Origin of the sequence: Paenibacillus sp. E222, from assembly GCF_013401555.1 — a bacterium.
GTDB lineage: Bacteria > Bacillota > Bacilli > Paenibacillales > Paenibacillaceae > Paenibacillus.
Genome location: NZ_CP058552.1, coordinates 4,380,231 through 4,400,531, shown reverse-complemented (window position 1 = coordinate 4,400,531; position 20,301 = coordinate 4,380,231). Strand labels below are relative to the sequence as shown.

Sequence of the window (20,301 nt, the reverse complement as noted above, 5' to 3'; positions counted from 1 at the left end):
CATCATAACACTACTTTACATCCGCTGTTCTATTCACACTTACCAACCGCGGTTGGACATGCGCTCCTCTGGAGACAATTTAGAAATTTCAATGCCTTTCATAGGGGCGCCCAAGTTTTTGGATACTTCAGCAATCAGTTTGTAATCCGTATAATGTGTTGTAGCTTCAACGATTGCACGAGCGAATTTCTCAGGGCTATCTGATTTGAAAATACCGGACCCTACAAACACACCGTCTGCTCCCAGATGCATCATTAGTGCTGCGTCTGCCGGAGTGGCTACACCGCCTGCTGCAAAGTTAACGACAGGAAGTTTTCCATTTTCATGTACATCACGCAGTAATTCATAAGCTACGCCCAGATTTTTTGCTTCAGCGTATAACTCATCCTTGGACATGTTTTGCACTTTGCGGATCTGGCTGTTAATCAGACGCATATGACGAACTGCCTCAACGATGTTGCCCGTTCCAGGCTCACCTTTGGTACGAATCATCGATGCGCCTTCGCCAATACGACGCAGCGCCTCTCCCAAATCTTTGGCTCCACATACAAAGGGTACAGTGAACTCCTGTTTATCGATGTGGAACACTTCGTCTGCAGGCGTAAGAACTTCACTTTCGTCAAGGTAATCCACACCCAGAGATTCAAGCACCTTGGCCTCTATGTAATGACCGATACGAGCCTTGGCCATAACCGGAATAGACACAACCTTCATAACCTCTTCCACGATGGTTGGATCTGCCATGCGAGCTACACCGCCAGCTGCGCGAATATCGGAGGGAACCCGTTCAAGAGCCATAACAGCTGTTGCGCCCGCTGCTTCAGCGATTTTAGCTTGCTCTGCATTCATGACGTCCATGATGACGCCGCCTTTTTGCATCTCAGCCATTCCTCTTTTTACACGATCTGTACCTGTTTGCATGATTGTATTCCTCCTATTTAACTTTATTGTTTCACTTCAACCTATGATTTAGTATAAAATGAGAATGGACAAGTAAAAAGATCCAATATTTTCGGTTTTTATTGTACCACTTATCAAATAACCTCTGGAGGGCATATGCAATTTCATGTAGCTTACACTTCATATTTGAACCGAAAATATACCAAGATGAAGGCTCTTTATCAAGCAATTCGTGATGCTATTCAAGAAGGTAACCTGGTGCATGGCGAGAAGTTACCATCTACACGAGAGTTAGCTGCGACGTATCACATTTCCCGCGGAACAGTGAATCAGGTGTATGATACGTTGACTGCTCAAGGTTATATTCATTCCGAGCATGGGAGAGGAACCTTTGTTGCTTATCAGTTGGATTTAAGCAATGATGCGTCCACCGAGAAAGCATGCACTCATCACTTATCAGCCTGGGGGAATCGTATTCAGCAGTTTGAACAGCAGACCACTCAAAGGAATTCACAAACCAATGCACAAGCAAGTGATTCCAGAAAAGAAATCGACGACGTGATTGACTTTAGCAAATACCAGCCTGATTTATCCAAATTCCCTTACGATGAATGGAACAATCGATTGTATGCAGAGATCCGAAATCGCGAGCATCACACGAAAACAACCTCTGCTTTTGTTAGTTCAACCGGAGATCCGAAATTGAGAGAAGCCATTGCGGCCTACCTTCGGAGAATGCGGGGGATTCAAGTCGATGCAGATCATATTGCAGTGACTGCCGGTTCTATGCAAGCTATAGCTCTACTCACTCAATTACTTGCAGATCCCGGGGATCATGTCGTGACCGAAAGTCCTTGTTATATCGGGATTTCTAAAGCCATTGTGGCTGCGGGTGCAAAGTTGATTGAAGCCAATCTCGACGGTCAAGGCGTTGTTCCTCAAAACTGGGAAGCACGTATGTTGTTTGTGACGCCGTCACGACAATTTCCTACTGGCGAGATGCTCAGCCTTGAACGCAGACAAACCTTGCTGGACTGGGCACATCGTCAGGATGCCATGATTGTCGAGGATGATTATGATAGTGAATTCCGATATCGTGGAATGCATGTTGAACCGCTAAAAACACTGGATAAAGCGGGGCGCGTAATCTACCTGGGCAGCTTCACCAAAACCTTGCCTTTAGAAGTAAGGCTTGGCTATGTGGTTCTTCCTCCCACTTTGGCAGACACCTTTCGAAAAGCACAGGCATTATACGAGCCTAGACCCGTCAATCTGATCGAGCAGCGCGCATTAGCTGCATTTATGACAAGCGGCCAATATGAGCGTCATCTGCGTAGGATGAATCGTTTGTACAGCCGCAAATTTCATCTGTTACTCAAACTTTTGAACCAACAACTCTCAACATGGTTTGACTGGGTGGAAAATGAAGCCGGTCTGCACGTGTTTGGCTGGTGGCGAGGTGATGCATCCACTTATGAAGTCTTTCGGGCAGCGGCTAGATCGGAAGGGGTTATATACTCAGAGGTCAGCAGTTCAACGTCTGACGGTACGAAGTATGGTATCTATTTATCATTTGCACATTTGTCAGATGTTCAATTACAGGCAGGCGTATCCAAATTAAAAAATGCTGTCACAGCTGCATTGTAAGGAACCTCGTTTCAAAAATGCAGTACAAGAAGATCATCATTTGTTAGAAGGAGCATTGTCGAGCTTTTCAAGTTTTCCGAATTGGAGAGGCATCTGCCAAAAGGACCTCTGCCCCTCCCTCCAACTTCAGCTAGTCGGGCATGACTCACTATGTTACAACCATTGCCCTCCTAGCTGAATACAAAAGATGCCCTCAAATGGTTTACTGTTCTTTTCGTTTAAAACACATCTTCCCAACTAAAAGTCCCATACCAGATGAACATATAAGATATCCAAAGAACAAGAAAAGTAAATAAACACCATGAAGATCTTCAGGAATCTGTTTTAAGCCTTCAAACCAAGCAAAACGAAAAGGATATAGGATTGCTACCCAAATGATCAGCAATAACAGAAGAAAATTAATTATTTTTAGCACCATAACGATCCTTTCAAGTCCGAGTGGAAACAGTCGGATGTATACGCTGCATCTTTCATTTCGTATACCTTAACGCTGCCCGCACTATAATAGTTAGCTTATGTATTAGACTCGCTACATTCTGAATGTGCAAAATGTGTGGTTCACGTGCGGTCAAGATGTCAGAAATCTAAGGAACCTGAGACACTATATCGGGATGTATCGCTTTTTAGAGCGTTGTTGAGACATACTTTAGGGTTCATGCTTTGGTCGATGATTGCTGCGGCACAAAGGTACCCTTCTTTTAACAGAAAGGCCTTCTTTGTGCATTTGTATCAACGTTTTATGCTCAGTGCACTCTAGGAGCACTATCTTGCAAATTCGTGTTCGATCTTTTCTTCTTTCTTGGCTGTCCTTTCCAAGATAGATATGTCCAGATCCGAAGGAGATACTCTACTGGCCCACTGCTAAATTTCATAAGATATAACGGACTGAGCCATAATTGAGTACCATAGACAGCAAGTGCAATAATTGCTCCAATGATTACTCCAGCACGCCCAAACAGACCTAGACCGTAACCATAAAAAATAGTCGTACAGATGACACTCTGCATCAGGTAATTCGTCAGTGAGAGACGGCCGACCGCCTCAAACCTGCGCATCAGGCTATAACGGCGACTACCTGCGTATAACATTGCAAATGCGTAAATGTATCCGAGTGCAAGCAACATTCCCCCGAGCGTCCCGCCGATTCCGATTCCGGGCCATCCTTCCGCACCAAATTGTGGCGCCAACACACCGTATGCTTTGAGTATCAAACCAACTGGAATCAAGAACGAGGCACGACGTAAATACATATGCCTCATTGCCTGAGGATTGCTAAACGTGCCCTTTCTGGCAGCGTGCATACCAAGCAAAAACATCGGTACCGTCATTAGCGGGGCTAATACCAGGGCCAACAAGGCAAATGACACATCCAAATCCCCACCGAATGGATCGCCGTTATTGCTGAAATCCCTGATCTCCTCGTAGTTGCCATTACCGTATACATCCTGACTTTGAATGATGTAGTTCTCCATATGAATGGATTCAATAGATAGCGGATTCATTGGATTGGATGCCGGCAAACCTAGCAGCCCTGCTCCGACAAGTAGCAGTACCGCCCAAATGAGCAGCGTTTTTGGCTTTCGATTCAGGAACATCAGCAGAAAGAAACCGAGTACACCGTAAAACGATAAAATGTCCCCTTCCCAAAGATAGGTTATGTGCAGCAATCCGATACCAAACAGTAGTAGAAAACGCCGGGCAAGATGACACTTTGGTCGTAAATCTCGCGATTGAAGGCTTTCTGACAGTTTGATCATACCGAAGCCGAACATGAAGGCAAAGATCGGCATAAAACTACCTACCACAGTGATCTGCAGAAACGAGAGAAATGCCTGGTCTACACCACCGATTCCGAATAGTTGGGGCTTACTCTGGCCGAACATTCCGTATTGGAAAGCCAGCATATTCGCCAGCACGATACCGGCCAGACTGAATCCGCGCAGTCCATCAATTAATTGGATGCGCTTTTTTGATGTGCTCAATCAATCACCTCTGTCTATAGCATAAAGATCAATCCTAAATATACGTTAAATCTTTCCAAAATTTCAACTATAACTCTGTCACGAACTCCAATACTTTCAATTCGAAGCCATCCCAGTTTGTACCATGTCCTCCATTTGATTTCCCTCTAATTACACCTCATCTTCTAAACTAAAAAAGCCGCTAAAATAGCGACTTTTAATGGGTAATATTTTCTTCATTATTTATTGAAAGTAACCTTCTCTGTACCGCTCTCCAAAATGATGGACATATCTCGCGGTTTTGTTTCCGCGATTTTGCGTCCACCTCTGTACGAGTAGAGTACACCAGCCTGTTTGCGAACAGCCTCATATTCGTTCTCTGCTTCAAGAACGATGAAGTTGGCAGGCTTTCCTTCTTCAATGCCGTATACATCCTCGATGTGCAACGTTCTTGCGCTGTTTTTTGTTATGAGATCAACTGAATTCACGATTTGATCATAACCCAGCAACTGCGAAGCATGAATACCCATGTGCAGTACTTGGAGCATGTTGCCCGTTCCTAGCGGATACCATGGATCAAAAATGTCATCATGACCAAAACACACGTTAAGACCAGCTTCCTGAAGTTCTTTGACGCGAGTCAGACCTCTTCTTTTTGGATACGTGTCGAAGCGTCCTTGCAGGTGAATGTTGACCAGCGGATTAGAGACGAAATTGAGGTCAGCCATCTTCAGCAATCTGAACAATTTGTACGTATATGCGTCATTATAAGACCCCATCGCCGTCGTGTGACTTGCCGTTGTGCGAGAGCCCAGTCCGCGCTCGTAGGCTTCCTTCGCAACAACTTCCACAAAGCGGGATTGCTCGTCATCGATCTCGTCGCAATGGATGTCGATTAGACGGTCGTATTTTTCAGCAAGGTCAAAGGCAACCTTCATCGAATCGACGCCGTATTCTCTTGTGAATTCGAAGTGCGGAATGCCGCCGACCACGTCAACGCCCATTTTCAGTGACTCTTCCAGCAGTTCTGCACCGTTCGGGTAGGAATGAATACCTTCCTGCGGGAAAGCCACAAGCTGGATGTCGATGTAAGGTGCCATCTCTTCTTTTACTTCAAGCATCGCTTTGACTGCCGTCAAGCTTGGATCTGTAACGTCCACATGTGTCCGCACATGTTGGATTCCTTGCGCCATTTGCCATTTCAGTGCTGTTTTGGAGCGGGTTTTAACATCTTCATGCGTCAAGAATGCTTTGCGTTCCGACCAGCGCTGAATGCCTTCAAACAGCGTTCCGCTCAAATTCCACTCCGGCTCGCCAGCCGTTAACGTTGTATCCAGATGGATGTGAGGCTCAATGAATGGCGGCAGTACAAGTGAACCGTTGACGTCAAGTACTTCCTCATTTGCAGTAGCCTGCTGCTCACGCGTAATTTGTTCGAATTTCCCGTCCTTCACGACGATATTCCATAGACCTTCTTTACCCCGCAATTTTGCGTTCGTTATAATCATTTATTTTCCCCTTTTCTAGGTTGGATTCTTTGTTAGGAACGATCAGCATCAACACGATGTAGGCCACCGCCGTACCGAGCAGTGCATTCAGTGGTGTTACTCCTGGAGCCAGCTGGGCAAACGCAACGCCGATGGCCCAAGCCACCATCGCTACCCAGTTTACCGTTTTGAAACTCATCTCGGCAAACGGTTTATAGTTTCTGCGCTTCACGAAGAAGTAGTCCGCGATGATGATCGCCCCAATGGACGGTACCGCTGCACCCAGCACATTCAGGAAGCTGACGAAATTGTTGTACATCCACATGGCAAATACAGTACCCACAATACCGTTTACGATGACGAAGAACTTTTTCGAAATTTTAGTGATGTTGGCAAAACCTAATCCGGAGGCGTACAAGGCATTATCGTTGGTTGTCCAGATATTGAGTCCAAGAACGATGATTGCGGGAATGAGCAAGCCTTGCAGGAACATAACCTCCGAGATATCAGCCAGGTTATAAGCCATTGCACCAACTGCCCCGAACAGGAACATTAGCGAGTTACCCAGGAAGAAGGCAATCACCGTTGCGGTAACCGCCTGCTTGGACGTCTGGGCAAACCGGGCAAAATCGGGCGTCAGCGTTCCGCCACTAATGAATGATCCGATACAAATGGTTAATGCTGCTGCCGCGGTGAGTGTCTCTGTCGGCGTGTAATCAAGCAACCCTTGTAAACCTCCCAGCGATCCTGCCCCTTCGAACATGGAGTAACCGCCGAGAATAGCAATTGCCGGAACCGCAATATAACCCAAGATGACAAGCGACTTCATACCGAAGATGGCTGACGCCGTCATAGCAAAACCAAACAGTAAGATCAGCAGGTACACGTTCCAATCCATCGCTTTAGCAACCGGAATTGCGAACATGGCCACGCCTACCCCGAACCATCCGACCTGTGTAAAGCCCAGCAGGAACGATGGCAGGTACGATCCTTTCGCACCGAACGCATATTTAGCAAGTAAATGTGTGGAAAGGCCCGTCTTGGCAGCGATATGCGCCAGTGCTCCTGTATAGATGCCGAGCACCAGATTGCCGGCCAGCACGATGCCAATGAACTCGATGAACGTCAAGCTGACTCCAAGCGTTCCCCCTGCCAGCATGCTTGCCGAGAAGAAGGTGAAACCCAGCATGACGGACAACGTCTTCCAAAATTGGTTTCTCTGCGATTTTGGCACCTCTTGCCATGAAAACTCTTGATCTTGTTTACTCATCAGAATACCTCCAGCTTAAAGTGTATCTGATACCAAAAAAAGCAGAAAAAAGAGGCTACTCGTCAAGTTACGTGCTGACAAGTAGCCTCTTTTTGCATCATAATCCGCGCGAAGACGCAGAGCATCCCTGAGGGGATATGCCCTGATTCCCGCGTGATTATAAAATCCGCTGCCCTTGCCAGCCTCTCTGGACTGAATTAAAGGTACCAGTATTCAATTACGTTTATTATTTTAGAAAAAGCCGCACATGTCAATGTCATTATTATCCAATGGTTATAAATCGCTGCTACAATAAGCTTTTTTTATTCTTCTTTATCTTTTAAATGAAATAGGATTTCATAATAAAACCAAAGACCACGCTAATCCTTCTGAAGGAAACTACGTGGTCTTATATCGTTATCTATTTATTAGCTATACTGCAGTCTGTCCTTGTACCAGACGTCGGGAATCATATCACGCTCCAGTTCCAACAATTCATGAATGATTTTGTCCGCGTCACTGATGGAATTCACGAGTGGATCGGTGAGCATCGCCCTTCTCAGCTTCTCGTAGCTCTGTTCCAGAACTGCTTCGACCGTCAGCTCATGTGTATCCAGTACAAGTTCTTGCATACCTCTTACACCGCGCGGCATCTCGCCTACATGAACTGGCTTTACCCCATCCATGCCCACGTCGCACAGCACTTCCAGGAACGAATCGGCATTCATATTGGTTACCGCGCCTTGATTAAGCGTATTGATGAAAAATTTCTTCCCCAAATTTCCTACCATGTTCTCAATGATATCCGTCGCATGATCCGGGCCAAAGGTGCTCATGTAATCGGCAATCGGGATAGTTCCCGTAAGAAAGTCATCGACCTGACTCCACATTTCATCGTGACGCTGATACCTGTCCTCTGTCTCCCAGATGGATAATGGCGGGATTGTGTCTGTAGTCTTGCCGAGACCTTGCCAATACCGAACATATTCCTTCGTATGCGCTGTGCAAGTGGGGATAATTCCAAAAATATCATACAGTTCATAGGTAATCGCATCGTTAAAAATAGCTTTTGCGCCGCGATCACCGCCGTTGTTTTCATCACCTGCCATTTTGCGCATAGCTTCCGCGATTAGGGGCATCACATTTTTTCCTTCGAATTCCGCTTTAAGCAGCCAAGTAAAATGATTGACACCAGCGATGCGGAAATCGAATTTCCGGTCAATCTCACGGGTGAACTCATCTGTCTTTTCGATGATTCCGGCTCTTACAGCATAATAGGCTTTCTTATGCGGCATATGATGACTATCGCATAGCGCAAACGATTTGAGCTTCGGCGCATAGCGATGTAACGCGATGCCATGAACGGTAGACGGGTTAATATAATTAATCACCCAGGCATCAGGACACAGCTCCTCAATATCTTTGGCGCATTCCATAATAACTGGCAGTTCCCTCATCGCGCGAAAGATTCCACCCGGTCCAATCGTATCGCCAGAACACATACGAATGCCGTATTTTAGAGAGACTTGGCAGTCAATTCCCCGGTATTTGACTGATTGCTCTGCAAAGCTAAGCACAACGAAGTCAGCTCCCGGCAGCACTTGTCTTCGGTCCACCGAGCCCTCAATCTTTAAGGATACGTTGTTCTCCCGGGCGACCATCTCTGCTAGTGTTACCATTTTCGAGAGCCGTTCCTCGTCCGTATCCACTAAGGCCAAAGTTCCCTGGTTCAAGTATGGTGAGTGAACCATCTGCCAGATGGATTGACGACCGAAAAACAGGCTGCCTGCTCCAATTACGACTACCTTTGGGTGCTGTATGTTTGTACCATTCATTACGAACCCCTCCTCTTCACGATATAAGTTCATTATAGGGGAGTGGCCTGAGATCGGAATGTGTGATAGTTTTCAATACATGTCATATGGTACGATGATTAGCATGAGATAAAGCCTTGGTTATATTAGTTATAAATCGAAGGATGTCATAAAGTAGAGAGGAATGAATTGAATCCAATGCATACAGGGACTGTAAATATGAGTATAATCGATGAACTTTCGGAGTATATCACACTTCGCATGAGCTCTTATTTGGAACAAACTCATGACAGCCATTGGATTGAGCACAAGTCACATTCCGATTATGATCTGTGGTTCATTACAGCAGGCTCCGTCAAGATTACCATCGATGGGATCGAACATATGGCGGATCCGGGTGACGTTGTATTTTTTTATCCAGATATGCCCTATCTTGCTTCCACGACTGGAGAGTGCCGATTCATATACATGCACTTTGATTTCAGCATTGCTGAGCAAAAGCGAATTCTGGGCGAGTTTCAACTGCCGGGCATCGTACCAGGCAACCTTATTCGGGAGGAATCAACGCTGTTCACCTCGTCCTATCGAAGGTTCAAGCAGAACAGCGGAGCTGCCGGAAGTCCACTCTACTTGAAGGCTTCTCTGCTTCTGGTGATTGCCAAAATTTTGGAGCTTCATGGGCAAGGTCTATATAACGGTGAATTTCTAAAAGACCGAAAACCGCGGAAAACGGAAGGAAGTCTGGAGGTTCTGCAGAACGTATTCCCATACGTGGATGCGAATCTGCATCGTGTCATCCGAGTTAACGAGCTTGCGGCCATTGCAGGTATCTCAGAGAAATATTTTATTTCTTTGTTCAAGAAAATTCTGGGTATTACGCCGGGACAGTATATCAATCAAATCAAGATGAACCGGGCACGTGACTATCTGTACGAGAAAAAATATACGATTCAGCAAATTGCCGGATTTCTGGGCTATCCCGATCCCTTCACCTTTTCCAAGGCATTTAAAAAATTTTACAACGTGCCTCCTTCCAAATTTGAATAGAGTGTCGTAGCTAAACAAAGAGGCAACCGGTCTATGCCGGCTGCCTCTTTGAATCAATGGTTATTCATGCTTCAGTTGTATGTCACTTCAGCGGTCCTCATAACGTAAAGGGTGCTTCACTCGAATACATGTCATGGAAAAATCCCCTGTACGGTATACCCTCTTCCAGACATTTAATGAGATACAACACTTCTTCGTTATCTTCCGGTTCTTCGCCAGTATGCTGCATTTCCTCCAATTGACCTAGGATATTCTCCAAGAGGGTGACTTGAATAAATAAAGGCAGCTTCTCCAACATCGAATCTTCGATCTTGGTTTCGGAAGTATAACCAGCGAGGGCGGTTTCAAAATAATCATTCATGAACGCATTACGTTTCCCGGCGTCAGGTTCGAATTGTATCCAGCCCACACCGTGTGTCCATAGATCTGCCAGGTCATACATATACCAGCCAAAGCATGAATTATCGAAATCATACACCGTGATGTGGCCGGTATCAAAATCGATCGAGTAATTCCCATCGTTATAATCGAAATGGATCATCCCGAATGTTTCCTGATTTGTATTCAAACCTTTTAAGGTATTCAGGAGCTCAACCATCTTCTCCTTAAGCAGAGAGAAAGATTCAGGGACCAACCTCTCGATATATTCAACTTTGTAATTGTCAAAAAAATGATGCCTGCGATGAACGGGAACATAGCTTTTGGATAGCTGATGCATTTTGCCCAGGACTTTACCGCAATTATAGTAGTACTCGGTAATTGGAACACCTTCCCGGTACTGATAATTATTTTCTACCAGCAACTTTCCCTTGGCCTTGTGAAACAGGCTGACAAAAAACGTATGCTCTTCATAAGTGATCTCTTCCAACAGATTGCCTTTCTTGGAACTCACCACATTCGAAACGCTGGCTCCATGATCAAACAGATACTGGACATATTCCAGTTCCGCAATATAATCTTCGCGGTTTCTGTCAGGCAAAAAAGACACTCGGAGAATTAGCGATTCACACCCCTCTTGCTCACAGGTGTAAACGACATTCCGCCCACCCTCATGAGGTGGAATAAGCTGAATGTTGTAACCCTCCAGATGAAACAGCTCGGATACCCATTCCAGTACGTGCGTATTGCTGATGTTAACAGCTTCGTTAAAGTTAATAATGATCTCCTCCAGTAAACATTGTCGGGACGATCTCCCGCATTGCAATGTCCACAAAAGGAATTCCCATGCCGCAAATATCCTTCTGTGAACCTAAAGCACAATCACCTTGTTAGTCATTGAAATTCGCTCCTTTTTGTTCAGATGTATATATCTTATCCTAAAATTCCAGATTATTCTATTGTTTTTGTTAATACCGCTGCCACGTAATAATACCGAATCAAAATATCTGGGTCGTCGTCTTTGGGCCATGAGTAAAAAATGATTGGGTGAAAAGTAAAAAAAGTGCACAAACCACTTTGATCATTTCTCCGCTTTAACCCAAAAGTAAAAAAACATGCGAATTCTCGTCAATAACCTTTATATCCTGTTCTCCCTTTCTCGTTTAGACTATTTTCAAGAAAACGTATTCACATATGACGCTTAAGGGGGAAAGGAAATGAACAAGAAAACCAAGACTTTACTGTTGTCTTTATGCCTGTCGATCCTATTGGTCGCCGCCTGTACGAATGGAAGCAGCACCGAGAAAAGTACATCCAATACCGATTCGGATGCCAACGAGGGCGGAATAACAACCATTCACACCGTGACGTCAGAATATTCTTCTGCCAAATATCCAAAGGGCGATGATATTACAAACAATGTGTGGATCAAGCGATACAAAGAGCAGTTTAATATCGATGTCAAAACAGACTGGGTCAGCGATGAGTATGATACCAAATTGAATTTGGCTATAGCATCGAATGATCTCCCCGACGTGTTTAGGGTTAATCCATCACAATTAAGGCAGCTAGTCGAAGCAGACATGGTAATGGACCTTACCGATGTCTTTGAACAACACGCTTCAGAACGTCTCAAAGGCTACATGGAAACGGACGCGGACAGCTATGAGTCTGGTAAGAAGGACGGCAAGCTGTACGGGATACCGCAGATGCACTGGGGATTAATTGATCAACCAGATTTCATCTGGATTCGGAACGATTGGAAAGAAGAACTGGGTCTCCAAGATCCGAAATCGGTGGAAGACATCAAGAACATTGCACTGAAATTTATAGAAAAGCACGGCGGATATGGCATAGCAGTAGATCAATCGCTCGATTACCTCAACCTGCTCGCCATTGCTTGGAATGCACATCCAGATATGTGGATGGAAGATGCCAGCGGGAAATTAGTATATGGCTCAGTCCAGCCTGAGATGAAGAATGCACTGGCTGAGTGGTCGGAATGGTACAAGCAAGGCATTATTGATCCGGAATTTGCAATCAAAGACTTTAATGCGATGAACGCGGATATCGTAGCCGGCAAAGTGGGCGTACAGCCTTATTACCAGTGGTGGGGTTATAATCCTGGTGTTGATACAGTAGCCAATCTGGGTAAGGACGCGATCTTTTATCCGTATATCATCCCTACCATTGATGGAAAGGAAGCGAAACAATCCATCTTCTTCGCCAACAACAATTATATTGTCATGAAAAAAGGATTCAAGAGCCCTCAAGAAGTGATCAAGATTTTGAATGACTATGCTTATATCGTTGATGAAGGAAATGGCAAGGAGTCCAAAGAAACACTCTCTGCTTTGCTAGACAATGATATTGCCCATGTGGTCGGGGCGTTCCGTGTGCTTAATCCGAATTCAGATTACGAGCAGTTCGAGGCTGTATCAGCAGCCCTTCAATCCGAGGATACCAGTGGACTCACTACTTCGGGAATGTGGCAGAAATATAACAACAGTGTTGAGTTTATGAAGAATGCAACACCGGGAGCAGTCGGTGATTATTTGCAACAAGGTGCTCCAAAGAATGCGTATGGTCTGGCTAAGAAAGTACTCGATAGCGAGAACTACATTAAGACGGCACTATGGGGTGTTTCACCGGAGGTGCTGTCAAGCTATGGTACAACGCTGGATGATATCCTGACAGAAGGCTTCACCAAGATTATCATGGGTAGTGAACGTATCGATTATTTCGATGTTGTCGTCCAGAATTGGCGAGCAGCCGGAGGCGATGAAGCAACTCAGGCAGTTAATGATGCCTACGGCAAATAAAAGTGCCGTTTCCAAGAATGGACGGGAGTGTTCTCGTCCTTTCTTGATAACGGTTACAAATGTGGTACACCAAGAACGGAGGAATATGAATGCTGAGAAAATGGAAGCAGCAGAGTCCCTACCATCTTATGTTGATCCCGAGCCTGGTCTTGGTCTTCATCTTTAGCTATATCCCTTTTTATGGGCTTATTATTGCATTTCAAAAATACAATCCGGGTCTCGGCTTTAACTCTCCATGGGTTGGATGGGACAATTTTTCACATGTATTTAGTCAGCCGAACTTCGTAAGAACCATCTGGAATACGCTGTATATGTCCGTCTTCAAGATTATCGGCGGCATTATCGTGCCTGTTATTTTTGCATTACTGCTTAACGAGGTACTGCACAGTGGAATCAAACGTACATTTCAAACACTCGTATACATTCCGAACTTCCTCTCTTGGGTCATTATGGCTGGCATCATGCTGGATATACTTAGCTCCGATGGCATCATCAATACATTTCTAGGCGTATTGGGGATTGCACCGATCTCTTTTCTGGGCACACCGTCCATATTCCCTTGGACTATGATCGTGAGTGATATCTGGAAAGGCTTTGGATTCGGCACGGTTGTATATCTAGCAGCCCTAACCAGTATTGACCCTGGTCTATATGAGGCCGCGGTAATTGATGGAGCCAAACGATGGAAACAGACCATCTACATCACATTACCCCTTCTCATGCCAACGATTGTTTTAATGACTGTGTTGTCACTGGGTAACGTCCTCAATGCCGGATTTGATCAAATCTATAACCTGTATTCCCCTGTCGTGTATCAGACGGGAGATATTATTGATACCTATGTATACCGTCTGGGAATTCAGCAGGCACAATATTCGATTGGTACCGCTGTCGGATTATTTAAATCCATCATTTCCAGTGTTCTCGTTGCCGTATCGTACTTCCTGGCCTACAGGGTAGCCGGCTATCGCATCTTCTAAGGAGGAACGTTCATTATGATCTATGATAAAAGTATGAGCAGGCTTGTGTTCCATATCCTAAACTACACGATATTGCTTCTAATTTCCCTACTCTGTATCCTCCCATTTATCAACCTGTTGGCTGTTTCATTCAGCAGCAGTTCCGCTGTATCCGCGGGAAGTGTTACGTTCTGGCCCGTCGAATTCACGACTAAGGCTTATGAATTTGCATTAACTGGAGGGTCATTTTTCTCCTCTCTCTGGGTGGCGATCCAACGAACCGTTCTCGGAACGTTGGTAAATCTGGTGCTGATCGTGCTCACCGCCTATCCATTATCCAAATCCAAACAAAAATTGATGGGCCGTAATATCTATATAGGATTTTTCATTGTGACCATGTTATTTAGCGGAGGATTGATTCCTACCTATCTGGTGGTCGTCAAAATGGGATTGATTGATTCGATTTGGTCTCTGATTCTGCCCGGAGCTCTGCCCGTGTTTAGTATGATTATTCTTATGAATTTCATTAGAGGTTTGCCAGAGGAGATTGAAGAATCAGCGATCATCGACGGTGCCGGGCCTGTGCAGGTATTGCTTCGTATTCTATTGCCGCTCCTCAAGCCCGCTCTCGCAACGGTCGGTTTGTTCAGTATCGTCGGCCATTGGAATTCATGGTTCGATGGCATTATCTATATGAACAATCCAGCCAATTATCCACTACAAAGCTACCTGCAGACCCTGCTGCAGAGCTTTGAGCAAATCATGCTGAAATCTGGATCAGACTATACTCAATTGTTATCGATGATGAACGCCAGAACTGGGCGCGCCGCTCAAATGTTCTTAGGTGCCATTCCGATTTTGCTCGTTTATCCGTTCTTGCAAAAATACTTTACCAAGGGTTTGGTACTCGGTAGCGTCAAAGGATAATAGAAAGGGCTGTCTCAAAAGGAATTCCGGCTTGCTCCAAGCGCTAACGAACCTACCACACCTTAAAAGGCGGATCATCAGCGCTTGCAAGATTTAACGAACCTCCGTAAAGCTATTTCGTCATAAAACGTTGTCAAAACCTGAAAAATCAACCGAATCGACGAAATAACGTCTCTGTCATTCCTAAGATCTCAGATCTGGGCCAATGGAAGCGAATAGCGTGTCTCAGGTTCATTAACACAAAATAACACGAACAAGGGGTGTTCCTGTCATATTCATGACTTATGGGACATCCCCTTTCGGTGTGTTTACCCTCTGATACATACTTAAAATCGTTCTAGGATTGTCAACATATGCATGATTACTTCTATGACTACGTTGTTTCGGTGATAGCAGGTAGCAGAATGGTAAAAGTCGTACCTTCTCCAATCTGACTTGCCACCTGCATTCCATAAGGCTTGCCAAAATGAAGTTGAATACGCCGCTGCACATTATGCAGGCCGATTCCTGTTCCTTTATCTGGTTCGAGCTTGTCTTCCATAAAGTTCTGGATCGTATGTTGATCCATACCAATGCCATTATCGCAGACTTCGATCACAATATCACTGCCACGTGGTTGAATCCGAATGGTAATGACTCCGTCTTCTTCAAGCTCGGCCAGACCGTGAAAGATCGCATTCTCCACAATGGGCTGCAGAATCATTTTGGGCATATGATAATCGAGCAGTCTATCCTCAATCTCATATTTCATCTGAATACAGTCGTAGTACCTGACATTCTGAATCGTCACGTAATTCGCAATATTATCGATTTCCTCACGAATCGTCACAAGTGTTCCATCGGATCTTGTGGCATAACGAAGCATCGAGATTAATGCATCAGTCATTTCCACGATTTTGTCAGCCTGCTGCATGGAGGCGATCCATTTCACTGAACCCAAAGTATTATACAGAAAATGAGGCTTGATCTGATCATGAAGCGCACGCATCTCGGCCTTTGCTTTCTCTATCTCTTCCTGCTGCATCCGCTCAACCATACGCTTCAATTCATGTGACATCTTGTTAAATCGAACCGATAAATGCCCAATCTCATCGCGAGAACGAATATGTTCAACTTGTTCAAACTGCCCCTTCTCGACCAAAGAGATATTGCTGAGCAGCTTCTTGATAGGGGTGGTGATGACATGAGATAGAAAAATCGAAATAATGGCAGCAAAAAGAACCAGGACAATGGACAGTGTCACCAGATTATGCCCTAATATTTTGCCGTCGGCAGTAAGCTCATCCAAAGGCATGTATAAATAAGTAGTCCATTTCTGCTGACTAAGTGGACTGGTCACCACAACATTTAATGATTCGGGAGGACGAACGTTGTCCCGGAACAATGTACCGATTAATCGTTCATTCACGTTATATACGATTTTGTCATTCTCATCAACGATCATGAATCTGGAACGCAGCCCTTCCTGCAAGTTACGATTAACGATTTCGATGAACTTTATATCAATGCTGACGACAATGACGCCGAGCAGTTCCCCGCTAGCCACATCATGAATTTTACGAGCGTGTGACACTGCCAGAATTTTATTCTCCAATTGCTCATCGATTCGGGTGGTCAATGTGATGGTTCGATCATTATCATGCATGAATTTTTTAAACCACAATTCGTTCGCCACTTTGAAGTCCGGGTCAATAGGCTGGTTAGGACTGACGAACAGATCTTGTCCCCCATTCAAATTATAGAGGTAAATGGAAAATACGCGATCCTTCATCATGATATAATTCATCAAAATATTGTATGCGGCAATCTCATTTTGTTCATCACCCTCTCGCAGGAAATCCTGGATCGGAAAGCTTCCTTCATGGGTTGCAGATAAATTGTCGCTCAGTCCATTGCTGGCAAGCAGTGTGATTTTCTCAATCTCCTTTAGGAACTCATCAATGCGAATATTCGTCTGCTTGGCCAGATCGGTGAGCAGATTGGTATAATTCTGTGCCAATAATCGCTCAGAGGAATAATACGAATTGATCGTCATCACAAGTACGGGAAGAATGATGACTGTAATGCATATCACCATGATTTTGTACTTGATTGGGAAGAGCCCGGAATGCCTCATATGCTGCACCTCTATTCACGGATTACATGAATTCCTGCTGTCGTTCTCGATATTCCTCAGGAGTGAATCCTACCGATTTTTTGAAAATCTTACTGAAGTACGTGTAATTATGGTAGCCCACCTTGTGGGCAATTTCATATACTCTCATTTCCCTGCTCAATAGATAAGCCTTGGCATGTTCAATCCGAACTCGTGTCAGGTACGTGATAAAATTCTCTCCTTTTTCCTGCTTAAACAATCGGCTGAGATACGAAGGATTGACACGGATCTGGCTAGCGATACTTTGCAACGAAATATCCTCGGCATAATACTTGTCCATTAACTCAATGGCGAGGTCTGTGTAAGAACGCTCCTGCATAATCAGGGAATCGGTTTTAAAGTAATACGCAATATGAGCCAGCATATCCTGGTGAATATCCTCCCAATACTCTCCCTTTAAAACGATTTCGTAAGGCGATCTCTCGGTAAAGGAAGGCCTGCCTCGTTCAATAGCTCGTGAGAGATGGGAGTGTATGGTCTCCATCACCCTGATATATTGCTTGCGAATACTGCTCTCATCTGCTTCTTGCACCTCCAGGTTAGAGCGAATTTCTTCAAGGAATTCCTCCGCCTTTTGGTTATCTTTACTCACCCATAATTTGAGGAAATTTCGTTCTTGCTCCGGACTGAGCATTCCATTCACTTCTTTCCGAACTGGAGCTTGAATCACGTCCGCGTAATACAGTATCTGGTTACTGCCTTTAAAGAAACTTTGCCTTAGAGCGAATTCCGCTTCTCGACACGCCTTTCTTATGCCATGGAAACCGGAAACGATTGTACTTACACCCGCTGAGAGCGACAGATTCATAAAATCCTTGATTGAAGACTGAAGCTTATTACATAGTTTGTTTAGATCGGCTTGTACAGACTCACTCCCAGGAAGAACATTGACAATAACCCAATATTCAGATGAGCTTTCCACAAAAATCTCTTTCTCCCATTTGGATGGAATGATCTCTTCCATAATATTCAGAATAGAGAATCGAAGTAGTTTTTCTCCCTTCTCGACATATTTCCTCTTCGCCTCCTCGTAATAATTCACAACAAACTGGATGACCACCAACTTGTCTGATCGTATACGTAAATGCATTTCTTCAGCTTTGGCAGCCATATCTTTTTCATCTATGAATCCGCTTACAACATCTTGAAAGAAGCTATCTTTGAGATGTCTCAGGCTCTTGGAATGGTCATGTGTCATAAATGGTATGTTGGTCTGCGTGCCACGTTCCCTTTTTAGTTTTTCTTCAATGGTGGAAAGCAAATCAACTAAAGAGGTTTCTGTAATCTCACTTTTAATCAAGTAGTCTACAGCCCCAAGCTTCAATGCCTCTTTTGCATAATGAAATTCATCAAAATTACTCAGGATGACATATTTGCAGCTTTTCAGTAAACAAGATGCCTCTTGTATGAGCTCTAACCCATCCATAATCGGCATCTTGATATCGGTAATAATTAGATCAGGGGTCACTTCTAGCGCAAGTTCCAACGCTTCCTTCCCGTTCCCCGCTTCACCAGCAACATAGAAATTATACTCTTCCCAATTCAGCATGGAACGAATTCCAACCCGCATGAGCAGTTCATCCTCTACGATCATCAGTTTATACATGAGCATCCTTCCTCCAACATGACCATTTTCACTATTTTACCATTAATCCAATTATTGCAAAGATGTCTAGCCGCCCTTTGAATTATGATTTCTAATCAGATGGATGTCCCTTTCGTTCCTGTTCTCAACAGATGCATCCTATGATAAACTTGGATTGCTTAATTATGTTAATGAAAAAAGATAATTCAGAGGAGATGTCACTTGGTATTGAATGCAGAACAATTTGATTATATTTCAGAGACAGAACGATTAATAATAAGACCTTTAAAGAAAGACGATTATGAAAATTGGTTAAATGCATTTGAAAACCGTCTCCCTTCCCAACACCGCCACGATCAAGGGAAAATGGATATGAGCGAATGTACACCGGATTGGTTTCATCAACTCGTAGATCGACACCAAAAGTTAGCGTGTACAGATGCCGTTTATGTATTTGGTGTATTTAGAAAGGAAGATGGTACACATCTGGGTATGATTGATATTGCGACTTTAGCAAGAGCGGATTTTCAATGGGCAAGCTTCGGATATACCATCCATAATCAGTATTGGAGAACAGGCTACGGCAAAGAAGCCGTGAATGAAGCTCTTCATATTGCATTTGAACATTTGAAATTCCATCGTATAGAAGCCCATATTAATTTGGATAATACCCCTTCTATAAAACTTGCAGAACGTGTAGGCATGGAATTTGAATGTGTTCGCAAAGGATTTATATACGAAAACGATGAGTGGACAGACCATTTGGTTTATTACAAGAATTTCAAATAATCTTGCGTCCTTCCTTACCATAGCGTCCTTCTTCCGATTCTGGTCTGGTTGCTATCCATTTGGATTTTATATGATCGGAGTTATAACAGTTTCCTGTATATTTTTATATCCACACCTGTCGCCGTTGAATAACCTTCACTAACGAGCGTATCATTGTTGAGAAAAGATAAGGCCTTACTGTTTGTAACCATTTTGGGAGCAGTACGAAATAATGCAGTTTTCAGCGTTTTATCCATGTTTCCGTTGTTTTCGATATAAATTTGGCAGGTCTGTCCTGTGTAGTCCGTTCCTTGGAGCATGTACCTTGCTGATAGCGTGTGGTAATTCCCCTGTTCCCTGATAATCTGAGTATCCACTCCTCCATCAAGCACCAATCCCTCAAAATACTTTCCGGTCACGTTCCCTGTAAATGTAATCATGACAACCGATTCATCCACGCTGTTATGTAATTCAATTGATTTCCCAATGTTCACATGTACCGTGAACAATTCTTCTAATCTCACGCTTTACCACCTCCAGATTAAGTTAATTATAACTCTACTCCTTATTTTGTAGGTAGCAAGGAATTACATGAGGCATAA

15 protein-coding genes are annotated in these 20,301 nt (G+C 44.2%); 6 read left to right on the top strand and 9 right to left on the bottom strand.

Going from position 1 to position 20,301, the window contains the following annotated elements:
* Nucleotides 1–39 precede the first annotated feature (39 nt).
* Nucleotides 40–924 (bottom strand): pyridoxal 5'-phosphate synthase lyase subunit PdxS, encoded by an 885-nt coding sequence (gene pdxS / locus HW560_RS19935; protein ID WP_218834999.1) that lies wholly within the window; start codon nt 922–924, stop codon nt 40–42.
* 132 nt (nt 925–1,056) lie between these two features.
* Here pdxS and HW560_RS19930 point away from each other — a divergent pair, with 132 nt between their 5' ends.
* A complete protein-coding gene (locus HW560_RS19930; RefSeq protein WP_179264390.1) occupies nt 1,057–2,547 on the top strand; it encodes a MocR-like pyridoxine biosynthesis transcription factor PdxR in 1,491 nt (496 codons plus the stop codon).
* A 743-nt stretch (nt 2,548–3,290) separates the two neighbouring features.
* Here the strand turns inward: HW560_RS19930 and HW560_RS19925 are convergent.
* The 4 genes from HW560_RS19925 to HW560_RS19910 all read right to left on the bottom strand — a co-directional run bounded on the left by HW560_RS19925 (nt 3,291) and on the right by HW560_RS19910 (nt 9,079).
* A complete protein-coding gene (locus HW560_RS19925) occupies nt 3,291–4,529 on the bottom strand; it encodes a DUF418 domain-containing protein (RefSeq protein WP_179264388.1) in 1,239 nt (412 codons plus the stop codon).
* Nucleotides 4,530–4,747: 218 nt separating this feature from the next.
* Complete coding sequence (locus HW560_RS19920; protein WP_179264386.1) at nt 4,748–6,016, bottom strand: cytosine deaminase; 1,269 nt, start codon at nt 6,014–6,016, stop codon at nt 4,748–4,750.
* On the bottom strand, nt 5,985–7,265 hold the full coding sequence (codB, locus tag HW560_RS19915) for a cytosine permease (protein ID WP_179264384.1): 1,281 nt from the start codon (nt 7,263–7,265) through the stop codon (nt 5,985–5,987). The genes HW560_RS19920 and codB overlap by 32 nt, the downstream gene beginning before the upstream one ends.
* A 407-nt stretch (nt 7,266–7,672) precedes the next feature.
* Nucleotides 7,673–9,079 (bottom strand): family 4 glycosyl hydrolase, encoded by a 1,407-nt coding sequence (locus tag HW560_RS19910; RefSeq protein ID WP_179264382.1) that lies wholly within the window; start codon nt 9,077–9,079, stop codon nt 7,673–7,675.
* Nucleotides 9,080–9,256: 177 nt separating this feature from the next.
* On the opposite strand from HW560_RS19910, the gene HW560_RS19905 reads away from it, so the two are divergent.
* Nucleotides 9,257–10,105 (top strand): helix-turn-helix transcriptional regulator, encoded by an 849-nt coding sequence (locus HW560_RS19905; protein WP_179265858.1) that lies wholly within the window; start codon nt 9,257–9,259, stop codon nt 10,103–10,105.
* A gap of 97 nt (nt 10,106–10,202) precedes the next feature.
* On the opposite strand, the gene HW560_RS19900 is transcribed toward HW560_RS19905, so the two are convergent.
* A complete protein-coding gene (locus HW560_RS19900) occupies nt 10,203–11,318 on the bottom strand; it encodes a phosphotransferase enzyme family protein (RefSeq protein WP_257031378.1) in 1,116 nt (371 codons plus the stop codon).
* Between the two features lie 382 nt (nt 11,319–11,700).
* On the opposite strand from HW560_RS19900, the gene HW560_RS19895 reads away from it, so the two are divergent.
* The 3 genes from HW560_RS19895 to HW560_RS19885 all read left to right on the top strand — a co-directional run bounded on the left by HW560_RS19895 (nt 11,701) and on the right by HW560_RS19885 (nt 15,191).
* A complete protein-coding gene (locus HW560_RS19895; protein WP_179264380.1) occupies nt 11,701–13,305 on the top strand; it encodes a type 2 periplasmic-binding domain-containing protein in 1,605 nt (534 codons plus the stop codon).
* 89 nt (nt 13,306–13,394) lie between these two features.
* Complete coding sequence (locus tag HW560_RS19890; RefSeq protein WP_179264378.1) at nt 13,395–14,285, top strand: ABC transporter permease; 891 nt, start codon at nt 13,395–13,397, stop codon at nt 14,283–14,285.
* Nucleotides 14,286–14,300: 15 nt separating this feature from the next.
* Complete coding sequence (locus HW560_RS19885; protein WP_179264376.1) at nt 14,301–15,191, top strand: carbohydrate ABC transporter permease; 891 nt, start codon at nt 14,301–14,303, stop codon at nt 15,189–15,191.
* 373 nt (nt 15,192–15,564) lie between these two features.
* Here the strand turns inward: HW560_RS19885 and HW560_RS19880 are convergent, their stop codons facing one another.
* On the bottom strand, nt 15,565–17,307 hold the full coding sequence (locus HW560_RS19880) for a cache domain-containing sensor histidine kinase (RefSeq protein ID WP_179264374.1): 1,743 nt from the start codon (nt 17,305–17,307) through the stop codon (nt 15,565–15,567).
* A gap of 22 nt (nt 17,308–17,329) precedes the next feature.
* Nucleotides 17,330–18,952: a helix-turn-helix domain-containing protein gene (locus HW560_RS19875; RefSeq protein WP_179264372.1), complete on the bottom strand. Its 1,623-nt coding sequence runs from the start codon at nt 18,950–18,952 to the stop codon at nt 17,330–17,332.
* A gap of 207 nt (nt 18,953–19,159) precedes the next feature.
* Here HW560_RS19875 and HW560_RS19870 point away from each other — a divergent pair, with 207 nt between their 5' ends.
* The gene (locus HW560_RS19870) at nt 19,160–19,720 is read left to right on the top strand and encodes a GNAT family N-acetyltransferase (protein WP_371129137.1); all 561 of its coding nucleotides are present in this window, start codon (nt 19,160–19,162) and stop codon (nt 19,718–19,720) included.
* An 80-nt stretch (nt 19,721–19,800) separates the two neighbouring features.
* On the opposite strand, the gene HW560_RS19865 is transcribed toward HW560_RS19870, so the two are convergent.
* The gene (locus HW560_RS19865) at nt 19,801–20,223 is read right to left on the bottom strand and encodes a DUF3237 family protein (protein ID WP_179264370.1); all 423 of its coding nucleotides are present in this window, start codon (nt 20,221–20,223) and stop codon (nt 19,801–19,803) included.
* Nucleotides 20,224–20,301 lie beyond the last annotated feature (78 nt).

Bases quoted from the DNA above. Each gene is read 5' to 3' on its own strand.
- HW560_RS19910 (WP_179264382.1), bottom strand. From the start codon at position 9,079: ATGAATGGTACAAACATACAGCACCCAAAGGTAGTCGTAATTGGAGCA.
- HW560_RS19875 (WP_179264372.1), bottom strand. From the start codon at position 18,952: ATGTATAAACTGATGATCGTAGAGGATGAACTGCTCATGCGGGTTGGA.
- HW560_RS19880 (WP_179264374.1), bottom strand. From the start codon at position 17,307: ATGAGGCATTCCGGGCTCTTCCCAATCAAGTACAAAATCATGGTGATA.
- codB (WP_179264384.1), bottom strand. From the start codon at position 7,265: ATGAGTAAACAAGATCAAGAGTTTTCATGGCAAGAGGTGCCAAAATCG.
- HW560_RS19905 (WP_179265858.1), top strand. From the start codon at position 9,257: ATGCATACAGGGACTGTAAATATGAGTATAATCGATGAACTTTCGGAG.
- HW560_RS19930 (WP_179264390.1), top strand. From the start codon at position 1,057: ATGCAATTTCATGTAGCTTACACTTCATATTTGAACCGAAAATATACC.
- HW560_RS19885 (WP_179264376.1), top strand. From the start codon at position 14,301: ATGATCTATGATAAAAGTATGAGCAGGCTTGTGTTCCATATCCTAAAC.
- HW560_RS19895 (WP_179264380.1), top strand. From the start codon at position 11,701: ATGAACAAGAAAACCAAGACTTTACTGTTGTCTTTATGCCTGTCGATC.
- HW560_RS19920 (WP_179264386.1), bottom strand. From the start codon at position 6,016: ATGATTATAACGAACGCAAAATTGCGGGGTAAAGAAGGTCTATGGAAT.
- HW560_RS19890 (WP_179264378.1), top strand. From the start codon at position 13,395: ATGCTGAGAAAATGGAAGCAGCAGAGTCCCTACCATCTTATGTTGATC.